At 75.4% G+C, this 17,309-nt stretch carries 12 protein-coding genes; 10 read left to right on the forward strand and 2 right to left on the reverse strand.

Going from position 1 to position 17,309, the window contains the following annotated elements; genetic code table 11:
- Positions 1 to 40: 40 nt before the first annotated feature.
- The gene (locus tag OG899_RS22105) at positions 41 to 400 is read right to left on the reverse strand and encodes a hypothetical protein (protein WP_125499403.1); all 360 of its coding nucleotides are present in this window, start codon (positions 398 to 400) and stop codon (positions 41 to 43) included.
- Between the two features lie 594 nt (positions 401 to 994).
- Here OG899_RS22105 and OG899_RS22110 point away from each other — a divergent pair.
- The 8 genes from OG899_RS22110 to OG899_RS22145 all read left to right on the forward strand — a co-directional run bounded on the left by OG899_RS22110 (position 995) and on the right by OG899_RS22145 (position 13,604).
- The gene (locus OG899_RS22110) at positions 995 to 2,047 is read left to right on the forward strand and encodes a methionine ABC transporter ATP-binding protein (RefSeq protein ID WP_125499402.1); all 1,053 of its coding nucleotides are present in this window, start codon (positions 995 to 997) and stop codon (positions 2,045 to 2,047) included.
- Positions 2,044 to 2,817: a methionine ABC transporter permease gene (locus tag OG899_RS22115; protein ID WP_168130736.1), complete on the forward strand. Its 774-nt coding sequence runs from the start codon at positions 2,044 to 2,046 to the stop codon at positions 2,815 to 2,817. Before OG899_RS22110 ends, OG899_RS22115 begins: the two co-directional genes overlap by 4 nt.
- A 75-nt stretch (positions 2,818 to 2,892) precedes the next feature.
- A complete protein-coding gene (locus OG899_RS22120) occupies positions 2,893 to 3,729 on the forward strand; it encodes a MetQ/NlpA family ABC transporter substrate-binding protein (protein WP_125499401.1) in 837 nt (278 codons plus the stop codon).
- 159 nt (positions 3,730 to 3,888) lie between these two features.
- The gene (locus tag OG899_RS22125) at positions 3,889 to 4,527 is read left to right on the forward strand and encodes a GNAT family N-acetyltransferase (RefSeq protein WP_125499400.1); all 639 of its coding nucleotides are present in this window, start codon (positions 3,889 to 3,891) and stop codon (positions 4,525 to 4,527) included.
- 133 nt (positions 4,528 to 4,660) lie between these two features.
- Positions 4,661 to 5,872 (forward strand): precorrin-6y C5,15-methyltransferase (decarboxylating) subunit CbiE, encoded by a 1,212-nt coding sequence (gene cbiE, locus OG899_RS22130; RefSeq protein WP_125499399.1) that lies wholly within the window; start codon positions 4,661 to 4,663, stop codon positions 5,870 to 5,872.
- 362 nt (positions 5,873 to 6,234) lie between these two features.
- The gene (cobT, locus tag OG899_RS22135; protein WP_406311123.1) at positions 6,235 to 11,223 is read left to right on the forward strand and encodes a nicotinate-nucleotide--dimethylbenzimidazole phosphoribosyltransferase; all 4,989 of its coding nucleotides are present in this window, start codon (positions 6,235 to 6,237) and stop codon (positions 11,221 to 11,223) included.
- A gap of 200 nt (positions 11,224 to 11,423) precedes the next feature.
- Positions 11,424 to 12,656, forward strand: coding sequence for a uroporphyrinogen-III C-methyltransferase (gene cobA, locus OG899_RS22140; protein WP_125500834.1), 1,233 nt, complete (start codon positions 11,424 to 11,426; stop codon positions 12,654 to 12,656).
- Between the two features lie 129 nt (positions 12,657 to 12,785).
- Positions 12,786 to 13,604 (forward strand): RNA methyltransferase, encoded by an 819-nt coding sequence (locus tag OG899_RS22145; RefSeq protein WP_168130734.1) that lies wholly within the window; start codon positions 12,786 to 12,788, stop codon positions 13,602 to 13,604.
- Here the strand turns inward: OG899_RS22145 and OG899_RS22150 are convergent.
- Positions 13,571 to 15,103, reverse strand: coding sequence for a serine/threonine-protein kinase (locus OG899_RS22150; protein ID WP_168130733.1), 1,533 nt, complete (start codon positions 15,101 to 15,103; stop codon positions 13,571 to 13,573). The genes OG899_RS22145 and OG899_RS22150 overlap by 34 nt on opposite strands.
- A gap of 592 nt (positions 15,104 to 15,695) precedes the next feature.
- On the opposite strand from OG899_RS22150, the gene OG899_RS22155 reads away from it, so the two are divergent.
- Positions 15,696 to 15,893: a hypothetical protein gene (locus OG899_RS22155; RefSeq protein WP_125500845.1), complete on the forward strand. Its 198-nt coding sequence runs from the start codon at positions 15,696 to 15,698 to the stop codon at positions 15,891 to 15,893.
- 404 nt (positions 15,894 to 16,297) lie between these two features.
- The gene (locus OG899_RS22160) at positions 16,298 to 17,302 is read left to right on the forward strand and encodes a phosphotransferase family protein (RefSeq protein WP_229813815.1); all 1,005 of its coding nucleotides are present in this window, start codon (positions 16,298 to 16,300) and stop codon (positions 17,300 to 17,302) included.
- Positions 17,303 to 17,309: the final 7 nt, after the last annotated feature.

The following is a 17,309-nucleotide window of genomic DNA, read 5'->3' on the forward strand; positions in this document are numbered from 1 at the left end:
GTTCTCGTCCTGCGCCGTGTTCTGACGCACGGAGGCCATCTCAACCGCCCCAGATGTCGTAGAGCCTTACTTCCAGGACCGCCAGCACGATCCCGCCCGCCGCGGCGGTCACCGAGCCCCAGCGCGTCCGCTCGGCCAGCGACATGAACCCGGCCGCGGGGATGCAGGCGAAGGCGCCCAGCAGATACGCCACGAAGATCGTCGTTCCCTGGGCCGGCCTGTCGCCCCGTGCCAGCGCCACGATCCCGATCACGAGCTGGACCAGGGCCAGCAGGAGGACCACGGCCATGCCGATGAAGTGCCAGTCCTTCGTCGGCTGGTCACGGAAGGCCGCCCAGCCGCACCAGAGGGCGAGCAGCAACGCGGCGACGCCGGTCACCAGCGTCAGGGCATCAAGCATGCTGAGACCCTATTACGGCCCAAAGGCCGCACCGCGCCCGCCCCGGCCCCCGGGACGACCCCGCGGCCCGGTCGGCGCGTGGCGTTGGACACATCCCGCAGGGCCCGGTGCCCCGCACCGATCTCCGGCCGCCGCCGGTGTGTCCCGGCGCGGCCACGAGGATCCTGGTCAGAGCCATACCGCTGTCCGGCCCGCCCGCGCCCCGGGCTGTCCGCCGCTGTCCACGATACGGACAACGGTTCCGGGGTCGCGGCGGCGGTCTGCTTTACTGATCGCATGACCACGACGAGCTGCCGCATCCCTGCGACCGAGGCGACCGTGCCGCCCGGTGCTCGTTGTCTGTGTCCTGTGCGTCGAATGTGTGCCGTCTAGAGGGCCCCTGCACCGTCTGAGCCTCGCGCCCCGAAGCGAGCGCCCGCTCCGGACCGCGCCGTGCCGCCCGGCACCCGCGGCCGAGCCCTTCCCGGACGCGCACGTCTCCGCCTGCGTTCCGCGCCGTCGCGGACACCGTGCTGCGCTCCGTTCGCACCCGACCCTGCACGCCGTGCCCGGCGCCCACGACGCGCCGCGCACTCGACAGTGACGGAAACCCACGTGATCACCACATCGGGCCTCACCAAGGTCTACCGCTCGCGAGGCCGCGAGGTCACCGCCCTCGACGGCGTCGACCTGCACGTCCGCGAAGGCGAGGTGTACGGCGTCATCGGCCAGTCCGGCGCCGGCAAGTCCTCGCTCATCCGCTGCGTCAACCTCCTGGAGCGCCCCACCTCCGGCACGGTCACCGTCGCCGGACAGGACCTGACCGCCCTCGCCGGGCGCGGGCCGCGGGCCGGCAAGGAACTGCGGCGGGCGCGCAGCCGGATCGGCATGGTCTTCCAGCACTTCAACCTGCTGTCCTCGCGCACCGTCCAGGACAACGTCGAGCTGCCGCTGGAGATCCTCGGCGTGTCCGGGCGGCAGCGGTCCCGGCGGGCGCTGGAGCTGCTCGACCTGGTCGGCCTCGCCGACAAGGCCCGCGCCTACCCCGCCCAGCTCTCCGGCGGCCAGAAGCAGCGGGTCGGCATCGCCCGCGCCCTGGCCGGCGACCCCAAGGTCCTGCTGTCCGACGAGGCCACCAGCGCCCTCGACCCGGAGACCACCCGCTCCATCCTGCAGCTGCTGCGCGACCTGAACCGGCAGCTCGGCCTGACCGTCCTGCTCATCACGCACGAGATGGACGTGGTGAAGTCGATCTGCGACTCGGCCGCCCTCATGGACAAGGGCCGCATCGTCGAGTCCGGCACGGTGAGCGAACTGCTCGCCACCCCCGGCTCCCAGCTGGCCGCCGCCCTGTTCCCGGTCGGCGGCGAGGCCTCGGCGCAGGACCGCACCGTCATCGACGTCACCTTCCACGGCGAGGCCGCCACCCAGCCCGTCATCTCGCAGCTGTCCCGCACCTACAACGTCGACGTGTCCATCCTCGGCGCCGCCATCGACACCGTCGGCGGCCTGCAGATCGGCCGGATGCGCATCGAACTGCCCGGCCGCTACGAGGACAACGTCGTGCCCGTCGGCTTCCTGCGCGAGCAGGGCCTGCGGATCGACGTCGTCGAGCCGGCAAAGGCACCGCGGACGAAGAGCCCGCTGGTCAAGGAGAGTGCCAAGTGACCTGGTCCGAGATGCAGCCGCTGCTGTCCCAGGCGAGCTGGGACACCCTCTACATGGTCGGCTGGTCCACGCTCATCGCCGTCGTCGGCGGCCTGCCGCTCGGCGTCCTGCTCGTACTGACCGACAAGGGCGGCCTGTTGCAGAACGTCGTCGCCAACAAGGTGATCGGGCAGGTGGTGAACATCGCCCGCTCCATGCCGTTCATCATCCTCATGGTCGCCCTGATGGGCTTCACCCGCTGGGTCACGGGCACCACCATCGGCCGCGAGGCCGCCATCGTGCCGCTGGCCATCGGCGCCATCCCGTTCTTCGCCCGCCTGGTCGAGACGGCCGTGCGCGAGGTCGACTCCGGACTCGTCGAGGCCGTGCAGGCCATGGGCGGCAACACCTGGACCGTGGTGCGCAAGGTCCTCGTCCCCGAGGCGCTGCCGTCGCTGATTTCCTCGGCGACCACCACCGTCGTCGCCCTCATCGGCTACTCCGCGATGGCCGGCACCGTCGGCGCCGGCGGCCTCGGCGACATCGCCATCCGCTACGGCTACCAGCGCTTCGAGACCGAACTGATGTGGATCACCGTGGCGATCCTGGCCGTGGTCATCTCCGTCATCCAGTTCGTCGGCGACTTCGCCGCCCGCTCCCTGCACCGCCGCGGCGGACGCTCCGGCCCGGCCCCGAGACTGCGGCTGCTCAAGGCCGACAAGCCGGCCGCGGCCGCCACCCCCGCGCCCGGCACCGCCGAGGCGACCACCGAGGTCGGCAAGGTCGCCTGAGACCGCCCGGCCGCCCGCTCGAGAATTCCCCGTCGACACCGGACGGGGCGCATCACCCTAGGAAAGGCACTTTTCGTGCGTAACACCGCCAAGATCACCGCCACCGTCCTGGCCGCCGGAGCCCTCACCCTCGGGCTCACCGCCTGCGGCTCGGGCTCCGACTCCGGCAGCAAGGACGCGAACGCCCCGCTGACGGTCGCCGCCACCCCCACCCCGCAGGGCGAGATCCTCGCCTACGTCAAGGACCACCTGGCCCAGAAGGCCGGTCTCAAGCTGGAGATCAAGGAGTTCACGGACTACGTGACTCCCAACACCGCCGTCCAGCAGGGCCAGGTCGACGCCAACTACTTCCAGCACAAGCCGTACCTGGACGACTTCAACAAGAAGAACGGCACCGACATCGTGCCCGTCCCCGGCGCCACCGTGCACTTGGAGCCGCTCGGCGTCTACTCCAAGAGCCTGAAGAAGCTCGACGACCTGAAGAAGGGCGCCACCATCGCCCTGCCCAACGACACCACCAACGAGGCCCGCGCCCTGAAGCTGCTCGAGGCCAACGGTGTCATCCAGCTCAAGGCCGGCGTCGGCTACGAGGCCACCCCCAAGGACGTCACCTCCAACCCCAAGGACATCACGTTCAAGGAGCTGGAGGCGGCCCAGCTGCCGCGCTCCCTCAGCGACGTCGACGCCGCGGTGATCAACGGCAACTACGCCCTGGAGGCCGAGCTCAGCCCCGCCAAGGACGCGCTGGCCGCCGAGTCCGCCCAGGACAACCCGTACGCCAACTTCCTCGCCGTGAAGAAGGGCAACGAGAACGACCCGCGGGTGAAGAAGCTCGCGCAGCTGCTCACCTCGCCCGAGGTGAAGAAGTTCATCGAGGACACCTACGACGGGGCCGTCGTCCCCGCGTTCTGACCCGGGCCGGCCGCACTCCGGCCGCACGCCCGCGCCCTCCCCACGGGGTCCGCTCCCTGCCGCGGGAGCGGACCCCGTGGTGCGCCAGGGGGCCGTGATGCTGCATGCTGGGCAGTTCGACAGGTCCTGACGGTATTTCCGACGGTTACGGAGCGGCGCATGACGAGCACCTTCCCCACCATCTCCCTCAGCACGGAGCGGTTGGTGCTGCGTCCTTTCGAGCAGGACGACGTCCCCGCGCTCGCCGAGATGATGAACGACGAGCAGGTCGTCGCCTGGACCGACGTCCCGCAGCCCTTCACCGAGGACACCGCCCGCCGATGGATCACCGAACGCGCCCCCGCCGCACAGGCCGCGGGCCGCGGACTCGACCTCGCGGTCACCGAGGTGCTCACCCAGCGCCTGGTCGGCCTCGTCCGGCTGACCCGGACCGACTGGCGGGTGCGCGCCACCGAGCTGTCGTTCATCGTCGCCCCCTGGGCACGCGGTGAGGGCTACGCCTCCGAGGCGGCACTGGGCACCGCCCGGTGGCTGTTCACCGACCAGAAGTTCGAGCGGATCGAGCTGCGCACCGCCGCCGGGAACACCGCGGCCCAGCAGGTCGCCCAGCAGATCGGCTGCGTCAGCGAGGGCGTGCTGCGCAACGCCTGCATAGCGCATGTGCGCGCCGAGGACGGCACCTGGAGCGACGTGCGCACCGACCACATCGTGTGGAGCCTGCTGCCGGAGGACCTCGACGGCACGGGCGGGGACCTCGCCGACGGCGGTGGTTTCGCGTCGTTCGCGGACTGGCGCTGACGGGGCGGACTCCACCGCCCGCGCGACGGGCGCCCCGGCGCGCGCCACGCGGGGACACCGGGTACTCTCACCAAGCCCGCCTGCGGGCGTCCGCACCCTGACGACCTGCGACATCCCCTGGAGACTGACGACGATGGCCGACCGGGTCACGGTGATCGGCTGGGACGGTTCGCCGCTGACCGAGGCGGCACGCGGCGCGCTCGGCGCCGCCACCCTGGTGGCGGGCGCGGCCCACCATCTGGCGCTGCCCGAGGTGCCGCCCACCGCCGAGCGGATCCGTCTCGGCAGCGTGGCCCTCGCCGCCCGCCGCATCGCCGCCCACCGCGGCACCGCCGTCGTGCTCGCCGACGGCGACCCCGGCTTCTTCGGCGTCGTACGCACCCTGCGCGCACCGGAGTTCGGCCTGGAGGTCGAGGTCGTCCCCGCCGTCTCCTCGGTGGCCGCCGCCTTCTCCCGTGCCGGCATGCCCTGGGACGACGCCCAGGTGGTCGTCGCCCACAAACGCACCCTGCGCCGCGCGGTCAACGTCTGCCGCGCCCACACCAAGGTCGCCGTGCTCACCGCGCCCGGCGCCGGACCCGCCGAACTCGGGCTGCTGCTCGAGGGCGTTCACCGCACCTTCGTCATCTGCGAAGAACTGGGCACCGAACGCGAACAGGTCACCGTCGTCACCTCCGACAAGGCCGCCGACCACACCTGGCGGGACCCCAACGTCGTCATCGTCGTCGGCGGCAGGCCCGGCGCGGCCGAGGGCACCGGCTGGATCGCCGGCCGCGACCCGTTCGCCGCTCCCCGCGGCTGGACCCAGCCGGCCCAGACCTACGGAGGGCACCTCGGCGAGGGGGAGACGGACCTGCTCAGGGCGGCCCAACTGGCCCGCCTCGGGCCGCGGCTGGGCGATTTGGTGTGGGACATCGGCTGCGGCAGCGGGGCGTTCGCGACGGAGGCGGCGCTCGGCGGTGCCGCCGTCATCGCCGTCGACCGCGACCTGCGGGCCTGCGTGCGCACCGAGGAGGCGGCCCGGCGCTTCGGCGTGCAGCTGCAGGTGGTGCACGGCCGTGCCCCGCACATCCTGGAGAACCTGCCCGAACCGGACGTGGTGCGCGTCGGCGGCGGTTCGGCCGCCGTCGTCTCCGCGGTCGCCGACCGGCGCCCCCAGCGCATCGTCACCCACGCGGCCACCCGCGACGTCGCCGAACGCGTCGGCCGTGACCTGACCGAGCACGGCTACCAGGTCGAGTGCGCCCTGCTGCAGTCCGTCCGGCTCGACACCCGCGCCTGGACGGAGACCGAACGCAGCGTCGCGTTCCTGCTCAGCGGAGTCCTGCCAGGCCGTGCCCCGTGATCGGATCGTCCTACTGCGCGGGGTAGGCTGGCCGATCGTCGTACCGCACCGGTCGACCGGGACTTCGTTCGTCCCTGTGCGGCAATGTCCCGAACCCGCGCTCGTGGTGCGGCAGGTGTGGTACGGCAGAACCGGCAAGGACGTGTGACGTGGCGCAGTCCACAGCGGAGCGAGGCCGATGACGCCGACACCGTGGCCGGACGACCGCGACAATGCCACCGAATGGCTTTGTCGCCTTTTTCGGGCGGGTCGCTCGTGCCGCAGGGCACGGACGCTCGTTCATCACTGGGGGGCGGGGCGGTCGGCGCGCCGTTCCCGGTGAGCTGGTCGTGGAAGCACTAACCGATGGGCGAGGGGTACGCATGACGGACACCGGCCAGGTCCCGGGCGAGGGGCTGCCGGAGAGCGCGGGCAGGGTGGAGCAGCCGGGCGTTCCCGCACACGGCGCGTACACCTACCTCTCCGAGTCTCCCGCCGAGGACCAGGACCTGCTGCTGCCGGGACAGCAGGGCGCGTGGGGCAACGAGGTGCCCCCGCCGACGCCGGAGCCGGTCGTCGAGGCCGTGCACCAGCCGGGCCCGCACGAGACGAACGGGCGGGACAGCGGCTCGGTCGACGTCAGCGGCGTGCTGCACCCGGACCCGGGCGCCACGCCGTACGCGGGTACCCCGGTGGCGCCCCCGCGGCGCCCTCTCCACCTCGGTCCGCCGATCCCGAACACCTCCGCCAGCCCGGTCCGTTCCCTCGCCGACCGTGGCCCGGCGAACCCGCCGTACCGCCCCGCCTACGGCCCGGCGGCCGCCCACCCGGAGCACCCGGACGCCGCACAGCGTGAGGCGGCGGCCGTGCCGGGTACGGCACCGCAGGGCGCGGTTCCGCAGGGTGCGGTGCAGCACGGTGCGGTTCCGCAGGGCGCCGCGGCCTGGGGTGCTCAGGCCGCTCCGGCCTCGTCCGCGGCGGCCGCACCGGCGGTCGGTGCACAGGCCCCGGCTGCGGAAACGGTTGTTCCGGCCGGACAGCCCGGTGTGCCGCAGGCCGGCCCCGATGCCGTGCACCCGGGCGCCGCGCAGGCCGCCGCCGCTCCGGCGGCGCCGCAGGAGACGTCGGCCGCGCCGACCGAGGGCCAGCAGGTGGGACCGGCGCCGGCCGCGGGCGAGCAGGTCGGACCGGCGCAGGCCGCCGTGGCCCGGCTCGCAGCCCAGGCGGGCGCCGCCTACGGCCCGGAGGCCGCGCAGGCCCCGCAGGCGCCGGCCGCCGCCCCCGGCGCAGAACAGCAGCCGCAGGCCGTCCCGGTCGCCGAGGCCGCGCAGACCGCCCCGGCGGCTCCCGTGGCCGGACCGGCGGTTCAGGAGGCGGCGGTCGCGGCCGGGCAGGTGGCCGAGGCAGCGCAGGCCGACCAGGCAGCGCAGGCCGAGCAGGCTGTGCCGACCGAGCAGGCTGCGCAGGCCGACGGCCAGGTGGCGGGTGTACAGGCCCCTGCCCCCGCCGCCGTGCCGGGGGGCGCCCCGGCGCAGGAGGAACCGACGGCTCCTGCCTCGACCGGTGAGGCTGCCGAGGCCGTGCCCGGCCAGGCCACCGAGGCCGTACCCGGCCCGGTCACCGATCCCGCGCCCGAGGGTGCCGCACAGCCGGAGGACGCCGCCGAGCAGCCTGCGGAGGGGCAGGCCCAAGGTGCTCAGGTCCAGCAGACGCAGGAGCAGGCTCAGCAGGCCGAGGAGCAGACGCCGGAGGGCGTTCCGGCCGCCGACGCCGGGCAGGCTCCCCAGGATGCTCAGCCCCAGGGAGCCGTTCAGGCTGCCCAGGAGGCGGCGACTCAGGAGGCGCAGCAGGCTCCTGAGGGGGCGGCGGCTGCCGAGGCGGATCAGGCCGTGGACGGTGCGCCGACCGCGGTGGCCGGCCAGGCTGCCGAGGGCGCGCCGGTTCCGGACGCCACCCCCGCCGAGGCGGGCGAGGCGGCTCCCGCGGCCGAGCACGAGCCGCAGCAAACACGGGCCCCGCAGGGCGAGCCCGCTCCTGCCGCAGCACCCGCCGACGCTCCTGACGTTCCGTCCACTGCCGAGACCGGTGCCGTTCCGGCCGCCGAGGGTGCGGCCGCCGAGGAGGCGGTTCCTGCCGAGGGGGCGGTTCCTGCCGAGGGGGCGCCCGCCGGGGAGGAGACGCCGGACGCCGAGGGCATGCCCGCGCAGGAAGTCCCTGCCCCTGCCGAGAACGCTCCCGCCGCCGACGGTGCCCCCGTCGCCGAGGACACCCCTGCCGCCCAGGCGGCAGCGGATGGCGCGCCCGCCCCTGCCGCGGACGCTCCCGCAGCCCCTGCCGACCCCGCGGCCGCCCAGGAGACAGCTGCCGCCCCGGCGCCCTCCGCCGAGCCCGCCGCGCCGCAGCAGCCCGAGGCAGCCCCACCGCAGCTCGCCACGCCGGACCAGACCCCGGACCAGGCCGAGCCCACCGCACCGGACCAGGCCCAGGAGCAGGCGACCGGCGCTGATCAGGAGCAGGCAGCGGGCCAGGACACCCGGGCCGGGAACCCGGCCGGCACCGACGCCGAGGATGCCGCCGCACCGCAGGAGGCCGCGGCACCCGCCGCCCCGGTCGAGGACGCACCGCAGCAGGAGCCCGCCGCCCCGGCCGCCGGACAGCAGCCGGAGGCCGCCCCGGCTGCCGAGGCGCCCGCAACCCCGGAACCGGCCGTTGCCCCGGCTCCCGAGGCCGCCCAGGCGCCGGAGCCTCGGCCTGCCGACGTGCAGTCGACTGAAGCCCAGCCCGCCGAGGCACCGGAGGCCCAGCAGGCCGAGGAACAGTCCGCCCAGGCCCCGGAGGCCCAGCCGGCGGACGCCCCGTCGGCGGACGCCCCGTCGGCCGACGCTCAGCCTGCCGAAGCCGAAGCCGCCCAGCCTGCTGAGGCCGCCGAAGCCGACCCCGCTGCAGCCCAGCCCGCCGCCGATGCATCGGAGGACCAGCCCTCTGACGCCCCGTCGGCCGAATCCCCGACGACCGATGCTCAGCCTGCTGAGGCCGAGCCGGCCGAGCCGGCCGAGGCGTCGGACGTCTCGTCCGCCGAGGCCGAGCAGTGCGCCGAGGCACAGGGCACCGAGGCCCGGCCCGCCGACGCCCAGCCGGCTCAGGCTCCCGACCCGCAGCAGGCCGGCGCACCCGCGGACGCCTCCTCGGCCGCCGCAGCCGTCCCCGGAGCGCCACTGCCCGGCAGCGTCCCGGACGAGCCGCAGCCCGGCATGCCGGTCGGGCAGTTCGTGCCGGTCGAGGGCTCGGTGCCGACACCCCCGAACCTGGCCCCCGCGGCCCCGCAGCAGCCCGCCGCTCCCGCGCACCCGGCACCCGAGCAGGGAGCCCCTGTGCAGGAGACCCCCGCACCGGAGGCCCCCGTGCAGGAAGCCCCCACCCCGGCCGAGGGCGACGCGGCCGCCGCCGCACCCGTCCAGCAGCCCGGTGCCGAGACGGCGCCCGCCGCGGCCGCCCCCGACACGGCGCAGGCCCCGGACACCCCGGACGCCCCCCAGGCAGGAGTCCAGGCCGGAGCCCAGGACGAGACCCGCGACGAGGCCCAGGAGGCGGCCCCCGCTGCGCCTGCCCCCGCACCCGCGCCCGCACCGCGGTCGAGCGGTCCGGCCGCCCCCGCCTACGACGAGGCCGTGCGCGAGGCCGTGCTCAAGGTGATGCGCGAGCGCCGCGACATCCGCAACGGCTTCCGCAGCGACCCGATCCCGCACGAGGTGCTGCTGCGGGTCCTGGAGGCCGCGCACACCGCGCCCAGCGTCGGCCACTCCCAGCCGTGGGACTTCGTCGTCATCCGCTCCGAGGAGACCCGCAGGGCGATGCACGAGCTGGCGATGCGTCAGCGCGAGGCGTACGCCAAGTCGCTGCCCAAGGGGCGGGCGAAGCAGTTCAAGGACCTGAAGATCGAGGCCATCCTCGAGACCCCGGTCAACATCGTCGTCACCGCCGACCCGACCCGCGGCGGCCGCCACACCCTCGGCCGGCACACCCAGCCGCAGATGGCGCCGTACTCCGCCGCGCTCGCCGTGGAGAACCTGTGGCTGGCCGCGCGCGCCGAGGGTCTCGGCGTCGGCTGGGTCAGCTTCTTCGACGAGCGGGAGATGGTCCGCGCCCTCGGCCTGCCCGAGCACCTGCAGGTCATCGCCTACCTGTGCGTCGGGTACGTCGACGAATTCCCGGACGAGCCCGAACTGGTGCAGGCCGGCTGGTCCAAGCGCCGCCCGCTGTCGTGGGTGGTGCACGAGGAGACGTACGGCCGCCGCGCCCTGCCCGGAGAGGAACCCCACGACCTGCTTGCCGAGACCGTCGCGAAGATCCGCCCGCTGGACGCCAAGGCGCTCGGCGAGGCCTGGGAGCGACAGAAGAGGATGACCAAGCCGTCCGGCGCGCTCGGCCTGCTGGAGATCATCTCCGCGCAGCTGTGCGGCCTGTCCCGGCAGTGCCCGCCGCCCATCCCCGAGCCCGCCGTCGTGGCGGTCTTCGCCGGGGACCACGGCGTGCACGCCCAGGGCGTCACCCCGTGGCCGCAGGAGGTCACCGCGCAGATGGTGGCCAACATCCTGGGCGGGGGAGCGGTCTGCAACGCCTTCGCCACCCAGGTGGGTGCCGAGGTGTGCGTCGTCGACGTGGGCGTCGCCGCCGATCTGCCCGCCACCACGGGCCTGCTGCCGCGCAAGATCCGGCGCGGCACCTCCGACATGACGACCGGGCCCGCGATGACCCGCGAGGAGGCCAAGCAGGCCATCGAGGTCGGCATCGAGACCGCCCGCGACCTGGTGGCGGCCGGCAACAAGGTGCTGCTGACCGGGGAGATGGGCATCGCCAACACCACGGCCTCCGCGGCCCTGGTGTCCGTCTTCACCGGTGCCGACCCCGCCGAGGTCACCGGCCGCGGCACCGGCATCGACGACGAGACGCTGGCCCGCAAGACCGACGTGGTGCGCCGCGCGCTCGAACTGCACCAGCCGGACCCGGCCGACCCCATCGGGGTGCTCGCCGCGGTCGGCGGTCTCGAGCACGCCGCGATGGCCGGCCTGCTGCTCGGCGGTGCCTCCCTGCGCACCCCGGTGATCCTGGACGGGGTGAGCGCGGGCGCGGCGGCACTGGTGGCCCGCGCCATCGCCCCCGAGGTCCTGGCCGCCTGCATCGCCGGTCATCGCAGCGCCGAACCCGGGCACAGCGCCGCGCTGAAGAAGCTCGGCCTGCGCCCGCTGGTCGACCTCGACCTGCGCCTCGGCGAGGGCACGGGTGCCCTGCTCGCGCTGCCGCTGGTGCAGTCCACGGCACGCGCCATGCACGAGGTGGCGACCTTCGACTCGGCCGGCATCACCGAGAAGTAGCCGTTGTCGGCACGCAGCCGTCGCCGACCGCGGCAGTCGCCGTCGGGAAGCAGCCGTCGCGCGGGCGGGCGGTCCGGGCAGATGTCCAGCCTCCGGACCGCCCGTGCCGCCCGTCCCGCCGGCGCCGTAAAATCCGCACGTCAGGGCCGCTCCGCAGGTGCAGCGGGCCCACCGCACAGCCGCGACAGGAGCCGTCCTCAATGGCCGAACACCCCGCGTACCCCGTAGGACTTCGTCTGACCGGCCGCCGTGTGGTCGTCCTCGGCGGCGGGCAGGTCGCCCAGCGGCGGCTGCCCGCGCTCGTCGCGGCCGGCGCGGACGTCGTGCTGGTCTCGCCGGAGACCACCCCGTCGGTCCAGGCCATGGCGGACGCCGGTGAGATCACCTGGATACGGCGCCGCTACCAGGACGGCGACCTCGCCGACGCCTGGTACGCGCTGATCGCCACCGACGACGCCGAGGCCAACACCCGTGCCTCCGCCGAGGCGGAACGCCGGCGCGTGTGGTGCGTCCGCGCCGACGACGCCGACGCCGCGACCGCCTGGACGCCGGCCACCGGGCACAGCGAGGGCGTCACCGTCGCCGTGCTCACCACCAGCGCACGCGGCCGCGATCCCCGGCACACCGCCGCCATCCGCGACGCGGTCGTCGAGGGACTGCGCGACGGCACCCTCGTCGCCCCGCACCACCGCACCCGCACCCCCGGCGTCGCCCTGGTCGGCGGCGGCCCCGGAGACCCGGACCTGATCACGGTCCGCGGCCGCCGGCTGCTGGCCCAGGCCGACGTGGTCGTCGCCGACCGGCTCGGCCCGCGCGACCTGCTCGCCGAGCTCCCGCCGCATGTCGAGGTGATCGACGCGGCCAAGATCCCCTACGGCCGTGCCATGGCGCAGGAGGCCATCAACAACGCCCTGATCGAGTACGCCCGGCAGGGCAAGTCGGTGGTCCGGCTCAAGGGCGGCGACCCGTTCGTCTTCGGGCGGGGCATGGAGGAGGTCCAGGCGCTCGCCGAGGCCGGCATCCCCTGCACGGTCGTGCCGGGCATCTCCAGCTCCGTCTCCGTCCCGGGAGCGGCCGGCATCCCGGTCACCCACCGGGGCGTGGCCCACGAGTTCACCGTGGTCAGCGGCCATGTGGCCCCCGACGACGAGCGTTCCCTGGTGGACTGGCCGTCCCTGGCCCGGCTCACCGGCACCCTGGTGATCCTCATGGGCGTGGACAAGATCGGCCGGATCGCCGAGACGCTGATCGCGCACGGCAAGTCCCCCGACACCCCCGTCGCCCTGGTCCAGGAGGGCACCACGGCGGCCCAGCGTCGCGTGGACGCCACGCTCGCCACGGTCGCCGAGGCCGTCCGCACCCAGGACGTCCGCCCGCCCGCGGTGATCGTCGTCGGTGAGGTCGTCACCGTCGGCCCGCCCGCCGCCCCCTGACCTGCGCACGACGCACCCCGCGCCCGCGGCCGACCGGACCCCGCGCTCGCCGAAGCCGCCGCCGCAGCCCCCGCAGCACGTCCCCCGCAGCACGTCCCCGCACCGCACACAGCAAGGCAGCAGCACCCCGTGGCCGAACTCATCACCGTCGAGGACCCCGACGACCCGCGCCTGCACGACTACACCGGCCTGACCGACGTGGAACTGCGCCGCCGGCGCGAACCCGCCGAGGGCCTGTTCATCGCCGAGGGCGAGAAGGTGGTGCGCCGTGCCCTGGACTCCGGGTACCGGATGCGCTCGATGCTGCTGACCCCGAAGTGGGCGGACGTCATGCGCGACGTCGTCGAGACCGCCGAGGCACCGGTCTACGTGGTCAGCCCCGCCGTGGCCGAACAGGTCACCGGCTACCACGTGCACCGCGGGGCCCTCGCCTCGATGTGCCGCAAGCCGCTGCCCGCGGCCGACGAGGTGCTGCGCACGGCACGCCGGGTGGCGGTGATGGAGTCGGTCAACGACCACACCAACATCGGCGCCATCTTCCGGTCGGCGGCCGCGCTCGGCATGGACGCGGTCCTGCTCTCCCCGGACTGCGCGGACCCGCTCTACCGGCGCAGCGTGAAGGTCTCCATGGGCGCGGTCTTCGCGGTGCCGTACGCCCGCCTGGACCCCTGGCTCGACGGCCTCGCCGCCGTCCGCGCCGCCGGCTTCACTCTCCTCGCCCTCACCCCCGGCGAGCAGGCGACCCCGCTGGACGAGGCAGCCCCGCACCGGATGGACCGGGTCGCACTGATGCTCGGCGCCGAGGGCACGGGACTGACCGCGAAGGCCATGGACGCCTCCGATCTGCGCGTCCGTATCCCCATGGCGCACGGTGTGGACTCCCTCAACGTGGGAGCCGCGGCCGCGGTCGCCTTCTACGCGGTGGCGACGGGCCGCCCCGGGAGCTGACCCGCTCCGGACGTCGGGGACCCGAGCGGATGCGCCGCCGAGGACGCCGAGAGGGCCGAGGACGGCGCGGGAGGCGACGGCTGCCCGGCCGCGCGCTCGTGTGCGAGCCGCGTCGCTCCGGTCCTGCCGAGGCCGTGGGCGGGGCCCTGGCAGCCCTGCGCCGCCGCGATGCCGAGCGCGACCAGCAGCGTCACCACCACGAACACGAACAGCCGCTGCCGCAGCAGCCGCGGATCGGCGGGACGCCGGCCGGTCGCCGTGGGCCGGGGCGCGGGCCGACGGGGGGCCTGACGCGGGGCGGGCCGGCCGCTGCCGGCCGGGCGGGAGGTGCCGCGCGGCGCCGGGGGCGTACGGTTGGCGGCCGCGCGGGCGCCGCCGGCGGGCCCGCGCAGCGCCGATCCGCGGGGCGGGCCGCCGCCGCGCACGCCACCGCCGGCCTTCGGCTGCGGGCCGCCGCGCGCGGGCGGCACGGTCCCCCGCGGTGCGGGCGTGCCGGGGGAGTGCGGACCCGGCGGGCGTCGGCGCACCCGCTGCGGCCGGTCGCCGCGGGCCGCGCGGCGCGGATCCGCGAGGGTGTCGCGCAGGGTGTCCTGGCCGGTGTCGGCGAGCCGGCCGGTCGGCCGGTCGGCCTCGGCGGAGCGCGGCGCGGGCGGACGCAGCTCGCCGAGCCCCTGCGCCTCGCGGGCTGCGATCTCCTTCAGCCGCAGCGACAGCTCCAGGGTGCTGGGCCGCTCCTCCGGGTCCTTCGCCAGGCAGGCCTGCACCAGCGGCGCCAGCGCGTCCGGGACGCCGCGCAGCTGCGGCTCCTCGTGGACCACGCGGTAGAGCATCACCTCGGAGCTGCCGTGCCCGAAGGGGGAGTCGCCGGTGGCGGCGTAGGCGAGGGTCGCGCCCAGCGAGAACACGTCGGTGGCCGGGGTGACGGCGGCGCCCCGCACCTGCTCCGGGGCGAGGAAACCGGGGGAGCCGACCGCGGTGCCCACATGGGTGAGCGTGGAGGCGCCGGTGGCCCAGGCGATGCCGAAGTCGATGATCCGCGGCCCCTTGGGGGAGAGCAGGATGTTGGAGGGCTTCAGGTCGCGGTGCACCACGCCGGCCTCGTGCACGGCGACCAGCCCCTCCGACAGGGCTGCCCCGATCGCCGCGACCTCCGCCGCGCTCAGCGGGCCGTCCTCGGCCACCTTGTCGTGCAGCGACGGCCCGGGTACGTACTGCGTGGCGAACCAGGGCCGTTCCGCCTCCAGGTCCGCGGCCACCAGCCGGGCCGTGCAGCCGCCCCGGATCCGCCGGGCCGCCGAGACCTCGCGTGCGAAACGGGACCGGAACTCCTGGTCCTCCGCCAGATCCGGCCGGATGACCTTCAGCGCGACCCGCTGCCCCTTCCGGTCGGAGCCGAGGTAGACCACGCCCATCCCGCCCGCGCCGAGCCGTCGGTGAAGCCTGAACGAGCCGACGACGCGCGGGTCCTCGCGCCTCAGGCGCATCATCGCCATGTTCATCCCCGCTGCCCGGTCCCTGTGACGAGCCACAGCTTACGTTTCCGGGGCCGCTCGCGCGCAGAGGCCGCGCCCTGCCGACCCGATCGAATGCCGGTGCTTGACGCCGGACGTGAAGGGCGTTCAAAACCGGTTGACGCACGGTGCGTTGATACGCAAGGCGCTGCCAACACCGCGTCGATACAGGCGGGTTGAGCCCGCCGACCAGCGGTATTGGCAGCGAAGCACGGAAAAGCGAAACAAGGGGAGCAGGGGGAGGGAAGGGAGAAAAGGGGCGTTTCTCCTTCCGTGGTCGGCGTCACCGACGACCCCAGGCGCGTGACCGAGATCACTCGGGTCGGCCGTGCGGCCGGGGAGCCCGGCCGATCCCCCTCCGGGACGACCCTGAGACGCGCACGCCGGTGTCCACCCAGGGGAGTACTCCGCACGGCCGCGGCTCATCCTCCCGGAGGCCCGGCAAGCGGTACGCGGGCATGACGTCCCCGGCCGGCCGCGCCCCTAGATTGGGAGCCGAGCGGCGGGGGTGCGGCACTCGTCCCGCGAGGCCGGACGCCCGCCGCTGCCGACGACATGTGCAACGGACGGGGAAGGGGACATGGCCCGGACGGCACCGCGGACACCGCCGGGCGGCCTGCCGGGACGCCGCGCGCGGTCCCGTCGCACGGGCCGCCGGCACCCTCTGGTGGCGACGGTGATGGCCCTTCCCCTCGCGGCCCTGCTCCTGCTCGTCTTCGACGGCTGGGACACGGTGGCCGCACAGGCGTCGTCCGTGGGCGTGATGCTGGGGCGCTGAGCGGCGACCCCGGGCCCGGAAGAGCGGTCCGGGCAGGGACATCCACCCAGGAAACCCCGTGGGGACGGGGGTGCGGCGGACGGCGGGGATGCCGGCGCGGCCGGGGAGCTGCGCCGGCATCGTCATGCCCGCACCCGCCCGTCCCGCCTGTCCCGCCGCGCGGCGCCGGGCCGGTGTGCACCCGGGTGCGCGGCTGCGGCATGATCCACCGGACCGGCCCGCACCCGAGGGCCGCCGACGCACCCGGGCCCTCCGTCCGGACCGGGCCGGCGGCGAGCGCGGCGCCCCGGAGCGACCCGAGCGTGCCGGACCCGGCGCCGACGAGCCGCACGACCCGCCGCCGGGACGCCCCGCACGCCCCGACGACGCCGGGACGATCCGCACGAACGACCCTGGGAGCCCCCGTGACCGCCGACACTCTCCTGCCGCTGCTGACCGCGCGGGCGCACGGGGCCGCCCACCGTGCCGAGCACGGCTGCGCCTGCACCACGGCGGTCCTCGCCGACCGCCCGGACGCCACCGTCGTCCGGCACGCCGGCATCGTGGTGAAGGCCCACGCGCCCGGCACCGACCCCGCCGCCCTCGCCCTCCGTCTGGCCGCGGCCGCCCGGCTCCCCGGCGTGCTGCTTCCCCCGCTCGCCCCCGAGGCCGCCGTCCTCGGCGACCGGCTCGTGACCGTGTGGCCCTACGGCACCCCCGTGGACCCCGACGCCCCCGGGGCCGCCCCCTGGGAGGCCGCCGCCACGCTCCTGGCCCGTCTGCACCGCACCCATCTTCCGCCGGACGTCCCGCCGATGCGGGGTCCCGCCAACGCCGCCCGCGCCGTCGCCCGGCTGGGTGCCGAGGCCCCCGCCCACCCGGCCGCCCGTCCGGTCCTGCGTGCCTGGGCGACCCTGCCCGGATGGGCCCGCGCCGAGGAGCCCCTGCCGGGTCCGCCCGCCCTGTGCCACGGCGACCTGCACCTCGGCCAGCTCGTCAGGCACCCGGCCCCTGACGGACCCTGGCGGCTCATCGACATCGACGACCTGGGCGCCGGTCCGCCGGTCTGGGATCTGGCGCGCCCCGCCTCCTGGTACGCCTGCGGACTGCTGCCACCGCAGGAGTGGAGCCGGTTCCTCGCCGCCTACCGCGCCGCGGGCGGCCCGGCCGTCCCGGCCGACGGCGACCCATGGCCCGCCCTCGACCCCGTGGCCCGTGCCCTGACCGTGCAGAGCGCCGCCCGGGCCGTCGCCAAGGCGGCCGCCGCCGGTCGCCCGCTCGACGAGGTGGAACAGGCCGTCGTCGAGGCCTGCGACCGCATGGGCCGCCTGTCCGTCCCGCCCGCCCGGCCCGTAGGGTGCAACCGGCCGGAGCCGGACGGCAGTCTGTCCGGGCGAGGCCACAAACCGTTCCGACCGGCGAGGAGTTGAGCCGAGC

Origin of the sequence: Streptomyces thermoviolaceus, from assembly GCF_045209695.1 — a bacterium.
Classification (GTDB): Bacteria; Actinomycetota; Actinomycetes; order Streptomycetales; family Streptomycetaceae; genus Streptomyces; species Streptomyces thermoviolaceus.